The 21,481-nt window shown below is 72.1% G+C and carries 16 protein-coding genes and 1 pseudogene (1 of these 17 running past the window's edge); 7 read left to right on the top strand and 10 right to left on the bottom strand.

The features are described from left to right. Window positions 1-3: 3 nt before the first annotated feature. Genes ACQPZO_RS29695 through ACQPZO_RS29685 form a run of 3 tightly spaced genes read left to right on the top strand, consistent with a single transcriptional unit; the run spans window position 4 to window position 8,064 of the window. On the top strand, window positions 4-1,863 hold the full coding sequence (locus tag ACQPZO_RS29695; RefSeq protein ID WP_433345416.1) for a ComEC/Rec2 family competence protein: 1,860 nt from the start codon (window positions 4-6) through the stop codon (window positions 1,861-1,863). A gap of 10 nt (window positions 1,864-1,873) precedes the next feature. Next, a complete protein-coding gene (locus ACQPZO_RS29690; RefSeq protein WP_433345414.1) occupies window positions 1,874-6,187 on the top strand; it encodes a DUF6603 domain-containing protein in 4,314 nt (1,437 codons plus the stop codon). An 11-nt stretch (window positions 6,188-6,198) separates the two neighbouring features. Then, on the top strand, window positions 6,199-8,064 hold the full coding sequence (locus tag ACQPZO_RS29685; protein ID WP_433345412.1) for a hypothetical protein: 1,866 nt from the start codon (window positions 6,199-6,201) through the stop codon (window positions 8,062-8,064). A 42-nt stretch (window positions 8,065-8,106) separates the two neighbouring features. On the opposite strand, the gene ACQPZO_RS29680 is transcribed toward ACQPZO_RS29685, so the two are convergent. Continuing rightward, window positions 8,107-8,919, bottom strand: coding sequence for a class I SAM-dependent methyltransferase (locus tag ACQPZO_RS29680; RefSeq protein WP_433345410.1), 813 nt, complete (start codon window positions 8,917-8,919; stop codon window positions 8,107-8,109). A gap of 200 nt (window positions 8,920-9,119) precedes the next feature. On the opposite strand from ACQPZO_RS29680, the gene ACQPZO_RS29675 reads away from it, so the two are divergent. Together ACQPZO_RS29675 and ACQPZO_RS29670 are read left to right on the top strand one after the other, a co-directional pair. After that, complete coding sequence (locus ACQPZO_RS29675) at window positions 9,120-10,004, top strand: calcium-binding protein (protein ID WP_433345408.1); 885 nt, start codon at window positions 9,120-9,122, stop codon at window positions 10,002-10,004. A 122-nt stretch (window positions 10,005-10,126) separates the two neighbouring features. Beyond that, the gene (locus tag ACQPZO_RS29670; RefSeq protein WP_433345405.1) at window positions 10,127-13,234 is read left to right on the top strand and encodes an AfsR/SARP family transcriptional regulator; all 3,108 of its coding nucleotides are present in this window, start codon (window positions 10,127-10,129) and stop codon (window positions 13,232-13,234) included. A 47-nt stretch (window positions 13,235-13,281) separates the two neighbouring features. Here the strand turns inward: ACQPZO_RS29670 and ACQPZO_RS29665 are convergent, their stop codons facing one another. Further along, window positions 13,282-13,686, bottom strand: a complete 405-nt coding sequence (locus ACQPZO_RS29665) for a hypothetical protein (protein ID WP_396672025.1) — start codon at window positions 13,684-13,686, stop codon at window positions 13,282-13,284. Window positions 13,687-14,057: 371 nt separating this feature from the next. Between ACQPZO_RS29665 and ACQPZO_RS29660 the strand changes: the two genes are divergently transcribed. Together ACQPZO_RS29660 and ACQPZO_RS29655 are read left to right on the top strand one after the other, a co-directional pair. Beyond that, complete coding sequence (locus tag ACQPZO_RS29660) at window positions 14,058-14,555, top strand: hypothetical protein (protein WP_433345403.1); 498 nt, start codon at window positions 14,058-14,060, stop codon at window positions 14,553-14,555. Window positions 14,556-14,890: 335 nt separating this feature from the next. Further along, window positions 14,891-16,057, top strand: a complete 1,167-nt coding sequence (locus ACQPZO_RS29655) for a pentapeptide repeat-containing protein (RefSeq protein WP_433345401.1) — start codon at window positions 14,891-14,893, stop codon at window positions 16,055-16,057. Window positions 16,058-16,303: 246 nt separating this feature from the next. Here the strand turns inward: ACQPZO_RS29655 and ACQPZO_RS29650 are convergent, their stop codons facing one another. The 8 genes and pseudogenes from ACQPZO_RS29650 to ACQPZO_RS29615 all read right to left on the bottom strand — a co-directional run. After that, a complete protein-coding gene (locus ACQPZO_RS29650) occupies window positions 16,304-16,645 on the bottom strand; it encodes an STAS domain-containing protein (protein WP_433351344.1) in 342 nt (113 codons plus the stop codon). Window positions 16,646-16,647: 2 nt separating this feature from the next. Beyond that, window positions 16,648-17,028 (bottom strand): ATP-binding protein, encoded by a 381-nt coding sequence (locus ACQPZO_RS29645; protein WP_433345400.1) that lies wholly within the window; start codon window positions 17,026-17,028, stop codon window positions 16,648-16,650. 229 nt (window positions 17,029-17,257) lie between these two features. Next, window positions 17,258-17,581 carry a MerR family transcriptional regulator gene (locus ACQPZO_RS29640; protein ID WP_433345398.1) on the bottom strand — a complete coding sequence of 108 codons (324 nt, stop codon included), beginning with the start codon at window positions 17,579-17,581 and terminating at the stop codon, window positions 17,258-17,260. 1,054 nt (window positions 17,582-18,635) lie between these two features. Continuing rightward, complete coding sequence (locus tag ACQPZO_RS29635; protein WP_433345396.1) at window positions 18,636-19,163, bottom strand: DUF6244 family protein; 528 nt, start codon at window positions 19,161-19,163, stop codon at window positions 18,636-18,638. Window positions 19,164-19,509: 346 nt separating this feature from the next. Next, complete coding sequence (gene soxR / locus ACQPZO_RS29630) at window positions 19,510-19,998, bottom strand: redox-sensitive transcriptional activator SoxR (RefSeq protein WP_433345394.1); 489 nt, start codon at window positions 19,996-19,998, stop codon at window positions 19,510-19,512. Between the two features lie 154 nt (window positions 19,999-20,152). Next, window positions 20,153-20,605: a nitroreductase family deazaflavin-dependent oxidoreductase gene (locus ACQPZO_RS29625; RefSeq protein WP_433351342.1), complete on the bottom strand. Its 453-nt coding sequence runs from the start codon at window positions 20,603-20,605 to the stop codon at window positions 20,153-20,155. Window positions 20,606-20,704: 99 nt separating this feature from the next. After that, window positions 20,705-21,199: pseudogene (locus tag ACQPZO_RS29620) on the bottom strand (DsbA family oxidoreductase); the annotation flags it as partial. Between the two features lie 75 nt (window positions 21,200-21,274). After that, window positions 21,275-21,481, bottom strand: partial view of a DUF6069 family protein gene (locus ACQPZO_RS29615; protein ID WP_433345392.1) — the 3' portion only. 249 nt of this gene lie beyond the right edge of the window; the window shows 207 of its 456 coding nt (coding positions 250-456); the start codon falls outside the window, past its right edge; the stop codon is at window positions 21,275-21,277.

The raw sequence follows: 21,481 nt of genomic DNA, 5'->3' as shown, positions 1-21,481 counted from the left end.
CCGATGACCTGGAGCCTGGAGATCCACCACATCGATCTGGTCGGATCGGGCGACTCGACCCTGATCGTCGCCCGCGACGACGGCGTCGGCGGCGGGCACGCCGCGCAGATCCGGACCGTGCTGATCGACGGCGGCCGGCTCGGCCACGCCACCCGGATAGACGGCTACCTGACCGCCGCCGTGCCCGAGTTCGCCAATGGCACCGATGACCTCGACGTGATGGTGGTGACCCACTACGACGCGGACCACATGGGCGGTGTCAGGGGGCTGCTGGCGCGGCGCAACACGCAGCTCTACGACAACGTGCTCATCTTCGACCAGGGCGAGCCGGTCAACGCCGACGAGGATCCCTACCTGCTCTATGTCAACGCGATCGCGAGACCGGGGACGGCCCGTACCCGGGTGACCCGCAACGTGTCCAGCGACACGACACCGGTGCACAAGCAGCGTGCGGCACAGTGGCTGTTCGCCGGGCCGGTGCCCGGCGTGCGGACCCCACCGGTCATGTTCGGCGGAGGCGTGCCGGTCCCGTTGGGGGGGAACGCGGCGATCGCGCCACCGCCAGCGCTGGTCGCGCCGGGCGGAGCCGTGATCGCTCCGTTCACCCTCGCGAACTGGTGGCACCCGTACTGGCTGGTCGGCCGGGAGATTCTGTGGACCGACGCGGCCGGCGAGCCGCTGAACTCGCCCACGCCGGCCGCGCCGCCACCGACCATCATCTGCATCGCGGCGAACCGGTTCGTCCGCAACGGCGCCGCGACTGCCACCTACCGCAGCGGCGGCATGCTCACCCCGCCCGAGCAGACCAAGAACGAGAAGAGCCTCGCCTTCGAGGTCCGGTTCGGCAACTTCCGGTACTACATCGGCGGGGACATCGAGGCGATGCAGGAGCAGAGCGTCTCGGCGTACCTCAACCCGGTGGACTCGGTGGCCCAACGGGTGCACATAGTCAAGGCCAGCCACCACGGCGCCAACACCGCGACCACCCGCGCCTTCGTGGACCGGATGCGACCGGAGGTCGTGCTGATCTCCTGCGGCACCAGGAACCAGTTCTCCCACCCGGCCGACCGGACCGTCGGCATCCTGGAGGGGTACGCCGGGGCCACTCCGGCGCCGCCGGCACCGGCCGCGCCCGGGCGGGCGGTGCCGAGCTACCTGACCGGCTACCAGGTCCGGGGCACGCCGCTGGTGCCGCCGCAGTCACGCGGCGGGCCGACCTCGCGCACCGCCGGCAGTCAGATACCCCCGATGGCCCAGGGCAACCTCCGGGTCGACGTCTCCCAGGTGCAGGCCGACCGGGACGCGCGCGGGTTGTGGGCCGTCTCGCTGGCGGAGACGATCATCGCCACGGCGGCCGTGACCGGTGTCGTGCTGCCCGCGGCGCTGGTGCCCAACGCGATACACCGGCTGGTCGCCACCGGCCCGCGCGCGGCCCTGGTCACCACAGTCATCACCGGCGTGCTCGGTGGGCTCGGCGCCGCTGGCGCCGCCGCCCCGGCCGTGGCCGCCGGTATCGCCGTCGCCACGCTGGCCGGCGGCATGGCCGCGGTCCTTCCGGCGGTCTACGCCGCGGCCACCGGTGCCGGCGCCGCAGCGGCCCAGGCCGCGGTCGCCGCAGCGGCCGGCGGGCTCGTCTGCGACCTGGCGTTGGCCGCCGCGGCGATGGTGCCGGCCCTGGCCCAGACCGCCACCCAGGCGGCGGCGACCCTGGCCGGCGTCGCGGGCGGACCCGCCGCCGCCGCCGGTGCCGCTGCCAACGCGGCGGTGATCGCGGCGGCGCCGGGCGGCGGCCGGTTCACGGTCACCTTCTACGACCGCAACGCGATGGGCGGGGCCGGCAACCGAGTCATCACCCACCATTGAGGGGCTACAGATGGACATCACCAGCCTTTCGCTGGCCGAGCTGAAGACCCGGCTGGAATCCCAGGTCGACCAGGGCAAGCTGGCCCTCGCGCCGGACCTGCTGGGCGATCCGACGCTGGCCGGCTTCCTGGCCGGCCTGCCCGGCGGGCGGGCCGTGCTCGCCGGGCCAGGGTTCGACCTGGCGGACACGGCCTGGCCGCAGCGCCTGACCGTCACCGGCCAGGTCGGAACCGCCTGGCCGGTCAGTGCGTTCGCCGTCGACGCCTTCCACGCCGGCACGTTCGTGCTGACCGTCACCCGGGCCGCCGCCGGCCGCCCGGCCCAGGTCGGCGTCACCGTCGACGCCACCCTGCGGGTCGGCGCGCTGGCGCTGCCGGTCACCGGTGCGCTCACCCCGGACGGCGTGCTCGCCAGCACGCTCCGAGCCGGCGACCACCCGCCGCAGGACCTCGCCGACCTGCTCACCCTGGTCAGCGGGGCGGCCGGCACCACCGGCCTGCCACCGGGCACCCCGTTCGCCACCGGCCTCACGATCAACGACCTCGAACTGCTCACCCGGCTCGGCGAGGCACCGCTGACCTCGCTCGTGCTGACCCTGGACAGCACCGTCGACTGGCCGGTGGTCACCGGCCGGTTCGTGCTGCGGTCCATCGGGGTGACCCTGAACGCCACCCACACCGCCGTTCCGAACAGCTTCTCCCAGGTCGGGTTCGGCGCATCGCTGCACGCCACCCTGCTCATCGGTCGCGAGTTCACGGTCACCCTGGGCTTCGGCTCCGGCGGCCCGTGGGAACTCGACATCGTCCCGGCCGACGGCGTCCTGCCGAGCCTGGCCGACCTCGCCGGGCTGATCGGCGGGCAGAGCCTGCAAGACTCGGTTCGCACCGGCCTGGCCGCCGTGGGCCTCGGCGAGATCGGCATCGACGGGGTCCGGATCGGCTTCGACCCGCACGCCGGGGCCCTGCGACACATCGCGGTCGCCGGTCACCTCGTGCTGGCCGGGGTCCGGTTCGACCTGACCGCCCAGCTACCCGGATTCCAGTTCGGCGGGCACCTCGGCGACGGCGAGACGATCGAGCTCAAGCGGCTGTTCGAGCACTTCTTCGGCACCGTCGAAGGTTTCCCGGACGTGGTGGTCACCGAACTCGGCCTCACCGCGTACCCGCAGGAGGGCTCGTACGAGCTGGAGCTGACCGTGGAGGACGACGAGTTCGTCCTCGGGCCGGTCGCCTTCCAGCAGCTCAGCGCCACCATCGCCAAGGACGCCAGCGGGTACACCGGGTCGATCAGGGCCGGCCTCACGCTCGGCGGCGCGCAACTGCTGATCGAGGCGAGCCGGCCGGACAGCGGTGGCGTCTGGGTCTTCACCGGCACCACCGGGCCGGGGCAGCAGCTTCGGGTGTCGGACCTGCACACCGATCTGGGCACCACTTTCGACGCCTTCACCCTGCCCGCCGCCGTGCGGGATCTACTGATCGACGAGCTGCTGATCCGCTTCGACACCCGGGGCACCTTCACCTTCACCTGTCACACCCGGTTCCCGGTCAGCGACACCGGCAACCTCGACCTGACCCTGATCATCGACGTGACCGCCCGGGACGGCGGCCCGTCGGAGATCCGGTCCCGGGCCACGGTGGTGATCGGGGATCTGCACTTCGAAGTCGACTTCGCCCGTACCCAGGGCGCGCTGTCCCTGCTGGCCGCGTACAGCGCACAGCCGAAACGGACCGCCCAGAAGATCGCCACCCTGCTCGCGCCGGTCCTCGACGCCTGTCCGGCACTCGCCCCGCTGATACCGGACAGCCTGGAGATCGAGCTGAAGGACGCGTTCGTCTTTCTGGACCAGGCCCGCCCGGCGACCGACGGCAGCCCCGCGCGGCCGGGCAGGGTGCTGTTCGGCCTGGACCTCGGCGCGTCGCTCGACCTTGCGCAACTGCCGCTGGTCGGCCGCGAACTGCCCGACGGCCAACGGGCCGGAGTGGACGACCTTCAGATCATCGTCGCCGTCACGGCGTTCACCGCCGCCGACGTGGCGGCGGTCAACGCCCTGCTGCCGGCCGGGATCACCCGGCTGCCCGGCCCCGCCGGCGACGGGTCGGCCCTGCCCGCCGGGATCACCGTCGGCGCGAAGCTCAACCTCGGCGGCGACCCGTACCCACTCGCTTTGCCGGTGTCACCGGCGGCGGGCGGCAACCCGCCGGCCGCCCCGCCCGCCCCGGTCGGCGGCCAGCCCGTGGTCACCACCGGCAACACGCAGTGGCTCACCCTGCAGCGCACCTTCGGGCCGCTGCACCTCAACCGGGTGGGTTTCCAGTACGAACGCCAGAAGCTCTGGTTCCTGCTCGACGCGAGCATCTCCCTGGGCGGCCTGACCTTCGCCCTGGACGGGTTGGCGGTCGGCTCGCCGCTGAACGACTTCGCGCCCGAGTTCGACCTGCACGGGCTCGGGCTGGACTACCGCAACGGCCCGCTCGCGGTCAGCGCCGGCCTGCTCCGCGTTCCGCTCACCGGCGCCGACGGCCAGCCGTACGACGAGTACGAGGGCTCGGCCCTGCTGACCATTCGCGAGCTGACCGTCTCCGCGCTCGGCGCGTACGCCTACGTCGGCGGATACCCCTCGCTGTTCGTGTACGCCTTCCTGGACTACCCGATCGGCGGCCCGGCCTTCTTCTACGTCACCGGAATCGCCGCCGGGTTCGGCTACAACCGCCGGCTACGCGTCCCGGCGATCGACCAGATCGCCCAGTTCCCGCTGGTCAGCAAGGTGATGTCGGACAGCTCCGCGCCGGCTGCGGACCCGATGACCGAGTTGAGCACCCTGCGTCCGTACCTCACCCCGTCCGAGGGCGACCAGTTCCTCGCGGTCGGGATCAGGTTCACCTCGTTCAAGCAGATCGACTCGTTCGCGCTGCTGACCCTCATGTTCGGTCAGCGCTTTGAGATCGACATTCTCGGCCTGTCGACCATGAAGGTGCCGGCCGCGCCGGACGTGCCGCCGATCGCCGAGATCCAGATGGCGGTCAAGGCCAGCTTCATCCCGGACGAGGGCTTTCTCGGGGTGGCCGCACAGCTCACCTCGGCCTCGTACCTGTTCTCCCGCGACTGCCATCTCAGCGGCGGCTTCGCCTTCTACAGCTGGTTCAGCGGCACGCACGGCGGCGACTTCGTGGTGACCGTCGGCGGCTACCGCCCCGGCTTCGTCCCACCGGCCCACTATCCGGTGGTGCCCCGGCTGGGCTTCAACTGGCAGATCGACAGTGAGGTGTCGGTCAAGGGGGACGCCTACTTCGCGCTCACCCCGTCGGTGCTGATGGCCGGCGGGCACCTGGCGGCCACCTGGAACAGCGGCAACCTCAGCGCGTGGTTCACCGCCGGGGTCGACTTCCTGATCGGCTGGCAGCCGTACCACTACGAGGCGAGCCTGTACGTCGGCATCGGGGTGCGGTACACGTACCACTTCTTCGGCACCCACACCCTCTCCGTCGACGTCGGCGCCGACCTCTCCATCTGGGGGCCGGAGTTCTCCGGCCGGGCCCGGGTGCACCTGTCCATCATCAGCTTCGAGGTCTCGTTCGGCGCCGGCACCGACCAACGCCCGGCGCCGATCGACTGGCCGGCGTTCCAGGCCGCGTTCCTGCCCGCCGACTCCGCCGAGCAGCCGATCTGCACCCTCGCGGTGCGGGACGGGTTGGTCCGCGCCGGGGACGGAGGCGTCGACTGGGTGCTCAGCCCGCGCAAGTTCACCCTGGTCACCGATTCCGTGGTGCCGGCCAAGACGTACGACGTGGGGGCCGGTCGGATCGACGGCGCCGTACCGGCCGCCACCTTCGGAATCGCGCCGATGGACGTGCCCGCGACCCAGTTCGGATCGACCCACGCCGTCACCATCACCCGGGACGGCAGCACCGACGTGACGAACCTGTTCGCCTTCGAGCCCGTGCCCAAGCGGGTTCCCCGCGCGCTGTGGGGGGAGTCGGTCACCACCCGGGCCGACCCCGACCCGCTGATCGCGGACAGCCTCGCCGGCTTCGCGATCACGCCGATCGCCCCGGTGCTACCCGCCGTGGACCCGCCGCAGAGCATCCCGGACAGCCAGGCCGGATACAGCATGGAACAGATCGACCAGGCCTTCGACCTGGTGGACGAGAAGGTCTTCCGCCCCGCCACGGAACAGGGCCGGGACGCCGTCGACCGCGCACTCGGCAGCACCGGACGCGACACCCTGCTTGCCGATCTCGGCGTCGACGAGCAGATCACGGTCGGCGGCCGTACCGCCGCTGCGTTCCTCGTCGCGCCGCTGGTCGGCAAACTGATCGGGCAGTGAAGGGAAACGGCATGACCAACGAGACCCGCTTCGTCTCCACCCACCGGCCCGCGCCGCAACTGCGCGACGGCACCTACACCGTGACGGTCCGGCAGGACCTGACCATCCGTGGCCAGGCCAGAGGGGTGCGGGCCGTCAGCAGACGGTTTGTCGTCGCGGGCGACCACCGGGCCCTGGCCCCGGAGGACGTGGTGTCGGTCTTCCCGCCGGAGGGGAGCCTGGGCGACCACGCGAACGTGCTGCCGCACGTGCTGCTGGGCCGGGGCACGCTGCCCTGGGAGCAGACCGGCGGCGACGACACCTCCGACCTGCCCTGGCTGGCGCTGCTGCTTTTCGACGAGGACGACCAGGTCGACACGAGGGTGCTCACCCTGGCCGAGATCGCCGCGCTGCCCGGGTTCGGCGACGAACCGCCAATGGTCGGGCAGCGCGACGACGACCGTGCGGTGGTGCTCGGCGTGCCGCGCGACCGGCTGGCGGAACTGATCCCGACCGCCGCCGAACTGTCCCTGCTCACCCATGTGCGGCAGAAGATGGTGGCCGGCCGTGCCGACGGCGCCGAGTTGGCGGCGGTGCTGAGCGCCCGGTTGCCGAGGGCGGGGCGGACCAGCACCGCGCATCTCGTGTCGGTGGCCGGCCGTTACCGGGACGGCGCGTTTGACGCCGGCACCGGTGATGTGGTCCACCTGATCTCGTTGAAGAGCTGGCGGTTCGCCTGCGTCCAGGACGGCCCCGGCTTCGCCGGCATCGCCGAGTCGCTGGACCGCACCCCGGCCACGGTGAGCCTGCCCGCCCGTGGGCGGCCCTCCGTCGACCCGTACCTCGCGCGGGGATTCGTCCCGCTCCCGCACCGCCTGCGCCAGGCCGAGCGGACCGTCTCCTGGTACCACGGGCCGCTCAGCCCGCAACGCTCCGCCGGCCCCGGCCCGACCGACCTGCTGCCGGTCCGGGCCGCCGACGCGCTGCTGCGGGTCGACCCGGACAACGGCATGATCGACGTTTCGTACGCCTCGGCGTGGCAGCTCGGACGGCTGCTCGCGCTTCGCAGCAAGCGGTTCTCGACCGCGTACGGGAACTGGCGGCAGGCCCGGCGGCGGGCGCACCACGCCGACGGGCAGGTCACCCCGGTACCCGTGCTGAGCGCCATCGGTGCCGCCGACCCGACCCCGCCCGAGGTCGTCGGCACCTGGCTCGCCGACCTCAACCGCCTCACCGACGTGCCGTTCAACTACCTGGTACCCGATGAGCGGATGCTGCCGGCGGAGTCGCTGCGCTTCTTCCACCTCGACCCGTGGTGGATCAGGTGCCTGTTCGACGGCGCGCTCAGCCTCGGCCGGGTCACCGAGGGGGACGTCGCCTACGACCGGAAACACCTCGCCGACCTGGGCGCTCAGCGCTATCCGGTGGTCAGCGGCTTCCTGGTCCGCTCCGCACTGGTCTCCGGCTTTCCCGGCATGCTGATCGACGGGTACGACGTGCCGGTGCCGGAGAACGGCGATCTGACCGGGCTGACCCCGATGACCGCGTTGCCCGCCCGGCGGTTGAGCGAGAACGTGCTGCTCTGCCTGTTCGTGGGGGACGTCAGCACGCTGCACCTGCACCTGCGACCGGAGACCCTGCACTTCGGCGTCGACCACGACCCGCACGCCCCGACCGGCTGGCGCAAGCTGCTGCGCGACGACGCGGGCAAGCTGAAGAAGGGACGTGGTGTCCCGGTGCGGTGGCGCCGGATCACCCGCGCCGGGACCGCCCGGCCAGTCGAGCAGGTCGTGGACGTGGCCGCGCTGGCCGGCGACATCGGTGGCCCGATGACCCCGGCCCGGTTCGCCAAGGAGATGATCGAGGGCGTGCCGAGCGTGCTGTTCCGCCGCTCCTGAACGGTCCGGCTCACCGCAGGGCCTCCGGCCGGTGGGCGGCGCTCAGGGCCGGGCCAGCAACTCGCCGTGCAGGATCGAGAGCCAGCCGTCCGGCTCGGCGGCCCAGGCCCGCCAGCCGGCCGCGATCCGTGCCAACGCTTCCGGGGTGATTCCCGTGGCGAGGGCCTGGTGCCCCAGCGTCGAGTCGACCACCCGTTCCGCCCACAGGCCACCCCACCAGGCCCGGTCCTGCGGGGTCGCGAAACACCACGTGCTCGACGTCGCCGTGACGTCGGTCAGCCCGGCGGCGTGTGCCCAGGAGAGCAGCCGGCGCCCGGCGTCCGGCTCGCCACCGTTGGCCCGGGCCAGCCGTTGGTAGAGCGCCAGCCACTCGTCGAGTTCGGGTCGCCGGGGATACCAGGTGAACGCCGCGTAGTCGCTGTCACGTACCGCGATGTGCCCGCCCGGCCGGCAGACCCGGCGCAGCTCGCGCAGCGCCCCGACCGGATCACCGACGTGCTGCAGCACCTGGTGGGCGTGCACGATGTCGAAGGAGTCGTCCGGGAAGGGGAGCGCGTGCACGTCGCCGACGGTGAAGTCGACGTTCCCCTGCCGTCGGGCCCCGATCTCGGCCCGGGCCAGTTTCAGTGCCCCGGTGGTGATCTCGACGGCGGTGACCCGCCCGGTCCCGTCCGGGGCGGCCACCAGGGCCGCCAGGTCGGCGGTGATGGTGCCCGGCCCGCAGCCGACATCCAGCACGGTCAGCCCGGGCCGCAGGACCGGCAGGAGATGGCCGGCCGAGTTGGCGGCGGTGCGCCAGCGGTGTGAGCGCAGCACCGACTCGTGGTGTCCGTGGGTGTAGACAGCGGCATCCATGTCCCACATGTTAGTAGCAACTTCCTGATATGTGGAAGGTGTCCTTGGTGCGGCATCGCTGCCGTCGGACCGGCCGCGGGCCGCAACCGGATCACAACCGCCGGCTGGTTCACTCCGCGGCACCGGCGGCGGATCGCCGGGGGAGAAAGCTGGAGGCTGAATTGTCCGAGAAGCTGCGCAGGACCGCGCTCGGTGCCGGCATGTCACTGACGGTGGGGGTGGCGCACCTGCTCTGGGCCGCCGCCCCGGCCCACGCCTCGGGCGGCACGGTGCAGGTGAGCGGATCGACGGTGTCCTACGTCGCCCCGGCGGGTGTCGCCAACGACGTGACGGTGGAATCGGTTGCCGGCGGTGTCGCGGTCACCGACACCGGGTCGCCGGTGGTGCCGGGCGTCGGCTGCGTGTCGGTCACCAGCAACCGGGTGACCTGCCAGGTGACCGGGGCGGTGACCGTCGCGGTCTGGACCGGGGATCTGGCCGACGAGGTGCGCGTCACGGCCGCCGTGATGCTCGCCAAGATCAATGTGGGGGCCGGTGACGACCTGGTCGAGCTGCGGGGGGTGCGCGGCACGGCGGTCTACGGGATGGACGGCGACGACGTCGTGTACGGCAGCGAAGCCGGCGACACCATCGACGGTGGTAGTGGCGACGACCGGCTCTACGGTCTCGGCAACGCCGACATCCTGCTCGGCGGAGCGGGGGCCGACCTGATGTCCGGCGGCACCGGCACCGACACCGTCACCTACGCCGACCACGCGACGTCGGTCAGCGCCGACGCGGACGGCGTGGCCGGGGACGACGGTGCGGCGCTGGAGGGTGACACCATCCGCGCCGACGTCGAGAAGATCGTCGGCGGCGGCGGTGCCGACCTGCTCGTCGGCACCGGCGGGTCGGACGTCCTGGCCGGTGGGGCGGGGGACGACACGCTCGTCGGCGGCGGCGGGGACGACCTCATCCTCGGTGAGGCCGGGGCCGACACTGTCTTCGGCGATCAGTCGCCCCTCGTGCTCGGCCCGGTCGGGCGGGACGTCTGCGAGCTCGGTCCGGGTGGCGGCACCGCCTCCGGCTGCGAGGTCGTCCGCTGACCGGTAAATCAGCCCTCGGCTGACTGCCCGGTGCCGCAGTCGACGTCGGACGGATTTCGGACGGCCGCTTTGCCTGCGGAGCCCCGTCGTGCTCTCCTCCTCCCCGGGGGAGGGGGGGCGCGATGGCCGCAGAGGTTGGGCCGACGGTGGTGGCAGAGGTCCGGTTGCTCGGGCCACTGGAGGTGACCACGGGTGCCGGGGGCCGGGCCGGGCTGGGTGGGCCCCGGCAACGGACCCTGCTCGGGCTGCTGGCCCTGCGCGCCCCGGACGTCGTCTCCCGGGCCCAGTTGATCGACGGTATCTGGGGCGAGGAACCGCCCGCCTCGGCGACCAAGACGCTGCACGCCCACCTGGCCCATCTGCGCCGGGCGCTGACCGCCGCAGGCCTGCCCGAGCTGATCACCACCCGACCACCCGGGTACGCCCTGGCCGCTGGCGAGACCGACGCGCGGCGCTTCGAGGCACTGGCCCGACGGGGCAACCGGGCCCTGCGCTCCGGTGCGATTGCCGAGGCGGCCGAGCTGCTCCGGGCCGGCCTGCGGTTGTGGCGGGGCGACGTCCTGGCCGACTGCCCGATCGGCGAGTGGGCCCGGGCCGAGGCGGCCACCCTGCACGAGGCCCGGTGGAACGCCGTGGAGGATCTCTGCGCCGCCGAGTTGGCGCTCGGCGAGCACGCCCAGGTCGCCGCCGAGCTGGAGACCCTGGTCGCCCGGGAACCCCTGCGGGAACGGCTCTGGGAACTGTTGATGACCGCGCTGCACCTGGCCGGTCGACGGGCCGACGCACTGGCCGCGTACCGGCGGGCCCGGGGTGTCCTGGTGGCGCAGCTCGGCATCGAGCCGGGCCGGCGGCTACGGGAGGTGGAGGCTGCCGTCCTGGCCGGGGAGATCGTCGCGCCCGTCGGGCCGGCCCCCGACCGACCGGCCCTCGACCGACCGGCCCTCGACCGACCGGCTGGCGGCGACGCGGGCCGGGCGGCGGCGGATCCGGCACCGGAGGAAGCCGGCCCATCCGGCTGGCCGACCGTCGCCGACCCACCGCTGCCGGCACCACTGACCCGACTGATCGGCCGCCGTGCCGAGGTGGCCGAGATCGGCGCGCTCCTCGCCGACCACCGGTTGGTCACCCTCACCGGTATCGGGGGGTGCGGCAAGACCCGGTTGGCCCTAGCGGTCGCCGCGGAACTCGGCGCCGGGGACGACCCGGTGGTCCGGTTCGTGGAACTCGCCGGGCTCGTCGACCCGGACCGGCTGGCGGGCACCGTGGGCACCGCGCTCGGCCTGCCGGACCAGGGCGATCCGTCGCCCGTCGACGCGATGGCGCGGCAGCTGCGCCGGGCCCGGCTGCTGCTGGTGCTCGACAACTGTGAACACCTCGCCACCGCCTGCGCGGCGCTGGCCGGCACCCTGCTGAGCCGCTGCCCGCAGCTGCGGGTGCTGGCGACCAGCCGGGAGACCCTCGGCCTGCCGGGGGAGCGGGCGTTCCCGGTGGCTCCGCTGGCGGTACCGACCGGCCCGTTCACCGGCGGCCTCGCCGAGGCCCGCCGCTACGACGCGGTCCGGCTCTTTCTCGACCGGGCGGCCGTGCCGGTCGTACGCGACCTGCGGGACGCCGACGCCGAAGCGCTGGTGGCGATCTGCGCCGGGCTCGACGGGCTGCCACTGGCGATCGAGCTGGCCGCCACCCGTACGTCGGTGCTCACCCTCCCGGAGATCGCCGACCGGCTGCGTGAACCCGGGCTGCTCCGCACCGGCCCGGGTGGTGCCGGCCGGCCGTCCGCCCTCGACGCCGCCATGGCCTGGAGCTACCACCTGCTCAGCCCGGCCCGGCAGCGGTGGTTCCGCCGGCTCGCGGTGTTCCGGGGCGGCGGAACCCTCGACGCGGTCGAGGCGGTGGCGCCCGGTCCGGCCGAGGAGGCCATCGACGTGCTCGGTGACCTGGTCGCCAGGTCGCTGGTGGTGACCGACCGCCGCCGGGACCGGGCCCGCTACCGGCTGCTGGAGACGATCCGGCACTACGCCACCGAGCGGCTCGCCGAATCCGCCGTGGAGTCCGCCGAGGCGTACCGGTGCCACGCCATGCACTACCGGCGGCTGGCCGAGGAGGTCGACCGGCAACTGCACGGCCCGGAACTGGAGGCGCTGCTGGACCGGCTCGCGGTGGAGCACGACAACCTGGTCGCCGCGCAGCAGTGGCACCGGCGGCACGGCTCCCGCTCCGAACAGCTCCGGCTCGCCGCCGGCCTGGGGCGGTACTGCCATCTGCGCGGCCGGTACCGGGAGGGCCGGCGGTGGCTCGCCGACGCGCTCACCGGCACCGACGACGCGCCCGCGCCCGAGCTGGCCAGGGCCTGCCTCTCCGCGGCGTACCTGGCCCTCTTCGAATGCGACTACGTCGCCGCCACCGGGCACGGTGAGCGGGCGCTGGAGGTGCACCGGCAGCTCGCCGACGACAGCGGGTCCGCCCGGGCGCTGAGCCTGCTCGGCTCGGTCGACCGGGAACAGGGCCGGCTGGACCGCTCGCTGGCCCGGTACGCCGAGGCGCTGGCCGTCCACCGGCTCGTCGACAACCGGCGTGGGATCGCGGACACGTTGCTGATGACCGGCTTCACGGCCTGGCTCGGCGCCGAGCTGGACCGGGCCGAACCCCTCGTCGAGGCGGCCCTGGCGGAGTTCCACCAGCTCGCTGATCCCGAGGGGATCGCGTCCGCCCGGGTCCACCTTGCCGCCGTGGCGTACCACCGGGGGCAGGACGCCCGCGCCCGCTGGCTGGCCGAGGACGCGTTGTGCCGGTTCCGGGAGTTCGACTTTCAGGAAGGCATCGCCTGGGCACTGAACATCGTCGGGCTGGTCGAGGCCCGCGACGGCGACCGGTGGCGGGCGGCCGAACTGCTCCGGGGCAGCCTGGAGTTGCACTGTGCGGTCGGTGACCGGTGGCGCGGCGCCAGCCTGCTGGAGGCGCTCGCCGCCGTCCTCGCCGCCGACAACCGGCATCCGGCGGCGGTCGAGTTGCTCGGCGCGGCCAGCGCCATCCGTGCCGCGATCGGGGCGCCGGTGCCGGCGCAGGAACACGCCGCACACGCGGCCACCCTCGACCGGGTCCGTCTGGCGCTGACCGAGCGGGCCTTCTACGCCGCCTGGGCGCGTGGCGAGTCGTACCGGCTGGAGGAACTGCCGGCCCGCCTCCGCGAGCTGGTGCCCACCGGGCGGCAACCCGTGCCCAGTGGCTGACGGGCCGGGCCCCGGCGGCTGGCCGGGGCCCGGTCGGGCGTGCTCGGTCAGTTGCTGACCCAGGAGAGGTAGACGTCGCCGTCGCAGGTGTAGGAACCGACGTTCTTGACCGTCCAGTAGATCTCGAGCTCGCGGGTGTTGTCGGCGTTCCAGTTCTGCTTGCGCCACTGCCGGGTGACCTCGAGCTGGCAACTCTGGGTAACGGTGGTCGCGACCGGCCGGACGTCCACGTTGTAGTACCGGGTGGTGGGCGTGTTGTTCCACCCTCCGGAGGTGCTCGAACCCGGTGCCAGCGCGGTCACGTCAGCGATCTTGTAAGCACCCGCGGAACCGACCTCGGCGTCGACGCCGGCGACGGCGGGCGCCGGACCCGCCGCCGCGCTGAGCGCCGCCACCGCAGCGGCGGCCCCCAGCATCGCCCCGATCCGGCGGGCCTTCGTGGTCTTCAACATGTCGTTCTCCTTTGCACCGGTCCCGGGAACTTCCCGTCGGGGACTGACCCATTTCTAGGCACCGGCGGCTGTGGACCGGTTGTGATCGGGTTGCGATCGCCCGGTCGCCGGCCTGGTCGGCACCTGATCAGTGCAGACGGGACCTGCACGTCGGCCACGTCGGCTGGAACACCCGCGCCAGTGGGTGCCGACCTTCCGAACGCCACCTACCTGATGCCCACGGCCGACCTCCACCATTGGAAGCCCGCGAGCAACCGGGGCAACCCCGGCAGCTCAACGAGAACGCGTACGCCGACAGCATCGCCCCCGTGCGTCGCCGGTCAGGTACAACTGTGGGACGACACATACGGTCCAGGTTGTACCGTTGCCCCGTGGGCATCTACCTGGTCGACCTCGGGCCTGACAGTTGGGCCCAGGACGAGCTCACGTCCGGCATCGGCTCACTGCTCGACCACGCCCTCGCCAAGCGAGGCCTCGGCACCTACCCCGGGCCGCTACGCGAGGTGCCGCCCGAGGAGAGCTTCGAGGAGAAGATCTTGCCGGCGTTGGACGGCTTCGTCGATCTGTGCGCCCGCCACGATGCCGAAGACGTGCTCAACGCGGCCCTGTTCGTCCCCGTGCCGTTCGACGGCCTGATCACACTGCCGGTCGGCAACGGGTACGACAAGCAGACCCGGGTTCTCAGCTCGTACCGCCTTCGGGACGCGGTCGAACCAATGGCCACCGAAATCGGCCTGCCCGTCGACCTGCCACGCGGCGGGCTCGCGTTGACCACCAGCATCGAGGACCCCGTCACCTTCTACGTCGCGGTCTTTCGACAGGCCGCCGAACACTCGCTGCGGCACGGCTGCCCGATCGGCTACGTCTGAGAACGCAGCAGACGCCTCCAGCAGGACACCTCTCGCCACCTACCTTCGCCCGGCCGAGACGCGGTCCAGTGCTGGCCGGCGAGTAACCAGCCGGTTCCCTTCCCGCGACGATCCGAGAGACCACCTTGGCTGTCCGTGTCGACGTGAGAAGCCACCGTCCGCACAGGGTCCGCCATGCGGTCGTACGACGCCGAGCGGCCCTCCGCTGGCGGGCGTCGGTGGGCGCGTGAGGGCTGGCGCGACTCGGTCACAGTGTCAGTGTGAGCGAGCGGTTACAGGTGAGTCGGGCGGTGCGGGGCTTCCCACGTAGGCCGCCCCTGCGGCAGATGCTGGCGGTGGGGCTGCTCGTCGTCGCGGTCGTGCTCCTCGCACCAGGCTGGTGGTGTCAGGTCGCGTTCTCGGCTGCCCGGTGGGTCGGCCGATTCTGGCCGGTGGTGGTCCTGGTGCTGCTGGCCGCCGCGCTGTTGGCCAGCGGCCGACGCCGGAAGTTCACGATGGCGGTCGGAAGGCGACCTCGTACCCCCGCCATGCCCTTCCTCGTGCAGGTCGTGCTGCTGCTCGTGGTGGCGACAGCGGTCGCGGGGGTCGTCGGCGTGCTGCTGTGGCGAGTTCTTGGACAGCCCGCTGTCGGGGCCGCCCCCGGCCAGCTGCCGACGCCGGTGGTGCCAACGGCGACGACGTGGAGTGCGCAGGAGGCGCTCGACGCGGTGAAGATCGTACTGACCGTGGTGGGTGGCGTCGGAGCGGTGGTGGCGCTGACCGCGAGCTATCGGCGGCAGCGCCTGAGCGAAGTAGAGGCCTACCGCGAGGACACGAAGGTCATGCTCGATCGCTTCTGTAAGTCGGCTGAACTGCTGGGGTCGCCCGACAGTGCTGTCCGCATCGCGAGCGTCTACGCCTTCGCGGCCTTGGCCAACGACGCACCCGAGGCCCGCCAGGGCTGCATAGACGTGCTCTGTGCCTACCTTCGGCAGCCCTACCGTTCTCGACCGGAGGACGACCGTGTCGGTGCTATCCCCCAGGACCAGGGCGGGCAGGCACACGCCACGACCGACCTGGCCGACGCCGGCGGTGACCCGAGGCAGGAACGCTCGGTCCGGCTCACCATCATCCGGCTCATTCGCGACAACCTTCACCGGCCCGACGACGATCCCCGCACCTGGCGCGGCCATGACTTCAACTTCTCCGGGGCGGTCCTGGACGGAGCGGACTTCAGCGGCGCGACCTTCGACGGTGCCGGTGCCGTCACGTTCGCCGACGCCACGATCACCGGCCCGATCTCGTTCGACGGTGCCACGTTCGCCGGCGGAACCGTCTCGTTCGACGGTGCCCGGTTCGTCGGAGGCGGCATCTCCCTCACCGGCGCCAACTTCAAAGGGGGTGTGGTCGATCTGTCGAGGATCGACGAGGGGCAGTCGCCATCGGCGTCGGAACTGTGGCCGGCGTGGCATCCGGTACCCGTCGGGCTACGACTGCCTCCATGGCTGCGGGGCGACGAGTAGACCACGTCGCTTCCGAGCCGGGTAGGCGTCGTCGCACACAACCAGGGCCAAGAGTGACCACCTGCCCGCGGACCCCATGGTCGTTCCCGGTCACGACCATGCCGAGCACGGCCCGGATCATCGAGCACCGCCGGCACCTGGTGGCATCACGGCCGGCCACCCCGGCTGAGGTATGGGTGCCGAGCTGGGCCGGCCTCCACGCCTGACGCCGGACGGCATGCGTTCCGGCTGCGGCGAGTTACACGGTCAGGTCGCGACCGGCGACGGCCCGGCGGGACTGCCGAGGAGCTGCATGATGCCGGTCATGTCGAGGACCCGGCGGACCTGTCCGGCGGCGTTGACCAAGATGAGGTCCACGCCCCTGTCGGCCGCGTGGTGGTGCGCGCCGACCAGAATGCTGAGCACGATGGAGTCGATGAAGGTCACCCGCTCCAGATCCACCTCGACCGCCCCGGCCTGGGAGATCGTCTCGTGCAGCAGACCGTCGAGTCGATCGGCTCCCGACATGTCGATCTCACCGAACAGCGTCAGGACCCTGCGGCGGGCGCTGGCGTCGACGCGCCAGTGCCAGGTCTGCTCCGGGGGCATCGTCACCGTTCCTCGCCTACGGTCGGTCGGGTGGGGAGTCGCGCCGTCACCGAGGCGCTGGTTCCCTGGCCGGCGGTGACGATCATCAGCCCCCCGGTGAGCTGCTGGGCCAGCCACAGGCCCCGGTGTCCTACCTCCCCCGGCGCAGGTAGGGCGACGGCCACGTCATCCAGGCCGGGCCCGTGATCGCTGACTTCGCAGGTGAGCATGTCGTGGCGCTGCGACAGCCGTACCTCACCGCTGCCCCCGCCGTGGCGCACCGCGTTGGTGACCAACTCGTGTACCGCCAAGACGAAGTCCTCCAACCCGTGGTCCACCAGACCTGCCGAGTGAGCCGCCGCGGCGACCGCGTGTCGCAACCCGGTCACCCTTGCAGCGGTCACCGATTCCGACAATAACGTCACTTCGCCTCCGATACGAGAGGCGTCCGATCCCGTACCGGCGTCGTCCGTCCCGCCGCTGCCCATGGTCGGACGCTACACGCGCCGCCGACCAGCCGCTTTCGGGCACGGCCGGCCGCTCGAATGGCGGTGCCCGGACCGCCGGGCCTGGCGGCTGTCCTGTCCTGCGGCACCAGCGGCCCGCCGACGAATTCACGCGAGGGCGCGGCGGTCAGTCGTGCTGCCTCGTCCCACGATGTTTCCGCATCTCGTTCTGCCGCAGGGCTTCCTCGAGTTGGTCTTCGAGGATGATGATCCGACAGGCGGCCTCCAGGGCGGTGCCCTGGTCGACCATCTCGCGGGCCCGGGCGGCCAGGCGTAGCTGGTATCTGGAGTATCGGCGGTGCCCGCCGGCGGAGCGGTGCGGGTCGATCAGTTTCGCCTCGTCCAAACGGCGCAGGAAGTCCTGCGAGGCGCCGAGTATCTCTGCGGCCCGACCAATGGTGTAGGCGGGGTAGTCCTCGTCGCCGAACATGTCATCGGGGTTCTGCCCCATGCCACCTCCACGTCGAGGGCCCCGGCGCTCACGCGCCGGGGCCCAGGGTTACGGGTCAGAACACCATCTGCCGACATGACCGTCGGCTCGTCGTATCCGCACCAGCCGCAAGTGAGGGCTTTGGGTGCGAGGATCGCATAAGCGTGACCGGAGACCACCTCTCTATCGATGGAAACTGCGGTGTCCGCCCGGCCTGGGTTGACGGCCGGCGGCGGGCGATCCAACGGTGTGCGGCCCTCCCTTTCCTCTGTTTCCTCTTTCCCTTACTGACGTGCGGTCCGCCGGTGTCGGAGCCCACGCGACTTCTGGCCCCGTACAGGTGCGGCGAACATCAGCTGGAGCCCTGAGACTGCCTGGCCCCACCTGCGGCGCCCCGTCGCACAATCGCGTCAGGGCTGGCGTGCTTCTGCCGTCGTTCGTGAGAAGCGGGGAAACCGCTCCCGTTCCTCGCTGCCCGTCGTGACCTCACGGCCGGGCGGTCCGTCTGCGTCTTTGGTGACCCTCTGCTTTCGACGGGAGTAAGACTATCCCGCACCACCAGGAATGTCTAGTTGGTTCGGCATAGATTTTCTACCCGGCCGCCGGCAGGCACGGCGGCCAGGCAGGGGCGTCGGGGAAGGCTGGCGGGTGGCGCGGTCGGTGGACGGCGGGTCAGCATCTTGCGACGGAGGGTGCGCAGAATGGGTACTCCCACCCGCACGCTCCGCCGACGCGGCCAGCGCCATCAGTGATCGACCGAAACCCTCGTCACGACTCCGCGACTCGTAGGCCCCAGGAATCTGCACGGCGTTCCTTCGCCGGACCGGCTTCGCCTGGTGTCGGTGCAGCAGCAGCCGGCGGACTTCGCGGACTCCGATGTGCGGATCATCCACCTCGGGTATCGCCTGCCGGGTATGTGAGCGGCGGAGAGGGCCCGGGCCAGGGACTAGGAGCGTGGCAATTGGGGCACGGCGTCCCCGCGTGCCCGGGTGAGGCACCCGCTCGCAGTGGCGGCTGAGGTCGAGCCCCGACGTGGGGAGGGACGGGGTCGGCCGGTGCCGGGCCGCCGCCCCGGTCAGTTCCCAGAGGAACCGAGCTGTCGTGCCTCGGCGATGGCCGCCTCGACGGACTGGCGGGTGACGCCGGTGCGTTGGACGACCAGTGTCAGGACCTGCCTGATGCTCTCCAGGGCCGACAGCATCGGACCGGGTTGCCCGCCCTGGAGCACCATGGTGGCGAGTTGCCGGGCCTCGCCGAGCTGGCCGATGGTCCTGGTTGTGGTGTCGCGGACACCGTCGACGGCGTTCCGCACGGGGGTGAGCCCGGTGATGGTCTCCTGCGGGGTGGCCCGGTGGGGGACCGCCGCCGTGGTCTTCGTCGCCTCGCCCAGGGATGTGGCCAGCCCGTTCAGGACACCCTGGATTTCCGAGACCGCGGCCTGTACCCGGGTCATGCCGGCCGCGACGGCGGCGAAGCCGGCGGCGGCGGCACGCAGGGCCACCTCCTGCGCCTGCTTGTGGGCGGCGGCGGCCAGCCCCTGTGCACGCTCGACGCCGGTGGTCAGTGCCCGCAGCTCACCGGTGATCTTTTCGACGTGCGACACGGCGGGCTTCTCTCGATCGGGGGCGGCGGAGAGGTCGGTACATCGACCGTACCGATCAGCCGCCGCCCCCGCTGTCCGCCGGAGGTCCCCGGGGTTTCCGCTGCCGCATCTGTGACCATCCGTGGCGGGTGCTCGACCCGGAGGCGGGGGTCCCACCAGAGCAACCAGGACGCGGCGGAGCAGGCGAGAAACGAACATCTGCTGCGTACGGGACGCGCTGCGCGACTCGTGGTGGACTGCCCGAGGGGGTGGGGCACGGCTTCCTGGCCCCGCAGGACGACTCCTGGCGGACGCCCCGCCGGCGACGTCCTGGCGCACCGGGACGATGTTCGACCGCAGGAGCCGGTCAGCCGGCGGTGACGTCGTCCCGCCCGGTGCCGACCGGTTCGATGAGGCATCGCGGGCCCGGCCCGTCCGCCCCGAGCTGGTCCATCGGATTGATCATCGGGCAGCGGTCCAGCGAGATGCACCCACAACCGACGCAGTCCGCGAAGTCGTCGCGGAGCTGTTGCAGCTCGCGCAGCCGGGCATCGAGGTCCGACTGCCAGCACTCGGTCATCCGCTTCCAGTCCTGCCGGGTGGGGGTGCGGCCGTCGGGCAGCAGCGCCAGCACCGCCGCGACTTTCGCCAGCGGCACACCGACGCGCTGGGCGATGCGGACCAACGCCACCCGGCGCAGCGCGTCGCGGGGGTAGCGCCGCTGGTTGCCGGTGGTGCGTCGGCTGCTGATCAGGCCCTGGCGCTCGTAGAAGTGCAGGGCCGAGACGCTCACCCCGCTGCGGGAGGAGAGCTGTCCGACAGTGAGTTCGGGCTGATCGGGGCGGTGGTCAATCATCGTGGTGTCCCCTGCCGTCGGATGGGGCGTCGGAGCCGGGCGGCGGCCCGCCGCCCGGCCCCTGGGCGAGCAGCCCGGCGGTGACGTCGAGGATCGCCCGGGCGTCTCGGCCGCCGAACTGTTCAACTGGACACGGGCCCGCCCCGGGCCAAGGTCAGTCCCTGCGGGGCTCCAGGACGACCACCGGAATGTCCCGGGTCGTCTCGGTGGCGTACTCGTCGTACTTGGGGAAGATCTTTGCCATCAGCTCCCACAGGCGCGGTCGCTCCTCGGGGGTGGCGAGCCGGCCCGTCGCGACGAACTTGTCCGCGCGCACCTGAACCCTGACCTCCGAGTCAGTCACGAGGTTCTGGTACCAGTTCGGGTTCTTCGGCGAGGCGCCGTTGGAGGCGATCAGGACAACCCGGTCGCCGTCCCGGCCGTAGATGAGCGGCGTGCGGATCTGCCGGCCCGTGCGCCGCCCCCGCGTGGTCAGCAGCAGCGTCGGGAAGCCGTAGTAGTCGTGACCGTCGGCCCCGTCGGTGGCCAGGTACCGCTGCACATGGTTCTGCACGTCGGGCAGAGGGCTGTTGCGTACCCCGGCCGCGTCCGGCTCGCTCGACGGGATCACCGATCCGGTCCGACTCGCGGCCGTCAGCGCCGCGAACATCGCCTCCTCCGGCTGTTCGCCGAGCATCGGCGGGGCACCCTCGATCCGGAAGAGCGGCACACTGGTGATCCCGGCCTCCCGCACGAAGCGCAGCGCGGCGCGAACCTCCTCGGTGCCGGAGTCGTCGGCGGTGACGCCGACCTCGGCGGCCAGCCGGGCCAGCGTCCCGGCGTCCCCGATGTTCAGCCCGTCGGTGAAGTGCGCGCGGAACAGCCGCTCCACCATCGCCTCCCCCCGGCCCTGGTGGGCGGCCTGGGCGATGAGCCGGTGCGCCCCGAACGTCCCGGTGGCGATGGCCCGGTCGTAGTGGAGTTCCAGACCGTCCTTCGCCGCCTCGGTGACGAGGTAACCCAACTGCTGCACCGTCTTCTCGCCGAAACTCTGGGTGAGCGCCTCGATCAGTGGCATCCCCTCGGTGGGCGCGCCAGGCGCAAGCTCGAAGGGGGCGAAGCGGATCTCCACCTCGCCCCCGCCGGCCCGAAACCGCTCGGCGGCCCGGGTCAGCCGGGCGTACCCGATGTACGAGTGCACGCAAATGAGGTCCAACACCATGTCCACCTGGACCTTGGCATCTCCGATCGTCATGTGCCCAGTCTCCAACCTCAACAGCGGTAGAGGTCAATCCGGTCAGCCGAGCCGGGCCGCTCGTGGCAACGCCGGAATCAGCACGGCCGCGACCGCGATGTGCAGCAGGGCCAGCGTGAGCTGGTTGGCGGTGCTGAAGCCGGGCATCTGCCAGGGCAGGGTGACGAGGAAGACGATGGTCGCGACGACGGCCCAGATGAGGCCCCCCCGACGCTTGGTGATCTTCTCCAGCACCGCGAGCGAGGCCCA

The organism is Micromonospora sp. CA-111912 (assembly GCF_050948415.1).
Taxonomy (GTDB): Bacteria; Actinomycetota; Actinomycetes; order Mycobacteriales; family Micromonosporaceae; genus Micromonospora.
This window is presented reverse-complemented; position numbering and strand designations above follow the sequence as displayed.

What these genes read in the sequence shown, in the direction of transcription:
- ACQPZO_RS29695 (WP_433345416.1), top strand. Translation starts at nt 4, where the DNA reads ATGACCTGGAGCCTGGAGATCCACCACATCGATCTGGTCGGATCGGGC.
- ACQPZO_RS29640 (WP_433345398.1), bottom strand. Translation starts at nt 17,581, where the DNA reads ATGGGGCAGAACCCCGATGACATGTTCGGCGACGAGGACTACCCCGCC.
- ACQPZO_RS29650 (WP_433351344.1), bottom strand. Translation starts at nt 16,645, where the DNA reads ATGCCCCCGGAGCAGACCTGGCACTGGCGCGTCGACGCCAGCGCCCGC.
- ACQPZO_RS29670 (WP_433345405.1), top strand. Translation starts at nt 10,127, where the DNA reads ATGGCCGCAGAGGTTGGGCCGACGGTGGTGGCAGAGGTCCGGTTGCTC.
- soxR (WP_433345394.1), bottom strand. Translation starts at nt 19,998, where the DNA reads ATGATTGACCACCGCCCCGATCAGCCCGAACTCACTGTCGGACAGCTC.
- ACQPZO_RS29690 (WP_433345414.1), top strand. Translation starts at nt 1,874, where the DNA reads ATGGACATCACCAGCCTTTCGCTGGCCGAGCTGAAGACCCGGCTGGAA.
- ACQPZO_RS29680 (WP_433345410.1), bottom strand. Translation starts at nt 8,919, where the DNA reads ATGGATGCCGCTGTCTACACCCACGGACACCACGAGTCGGTGCTGCGC.
- ACQPZO_RS29675 (WP_433345408.1), top strand. Translation starts at nt 9,120, where the DNA reads ATGTCACTGACGGTGGGGGTGGCGCACCTGCTCTGGGCCGCCGCCCCG.
- ACQPZO_RS29665 (WP_396672025.1), bottom strand. Translation starts at nt 13,686, where the DNA reads ATGTTGAAGACCACGAAGGCCCGCCGGATCGGGGCGATGCTGGGGGCC.
- ACQPZO_RS29685 (WP_433345412.1), top strand. Translation starts at nt 6,199, where the DNA reads ATGACCAACGAGACCCGCTTCGTCTCCACCCACCGGCCCGCGCCGCAA.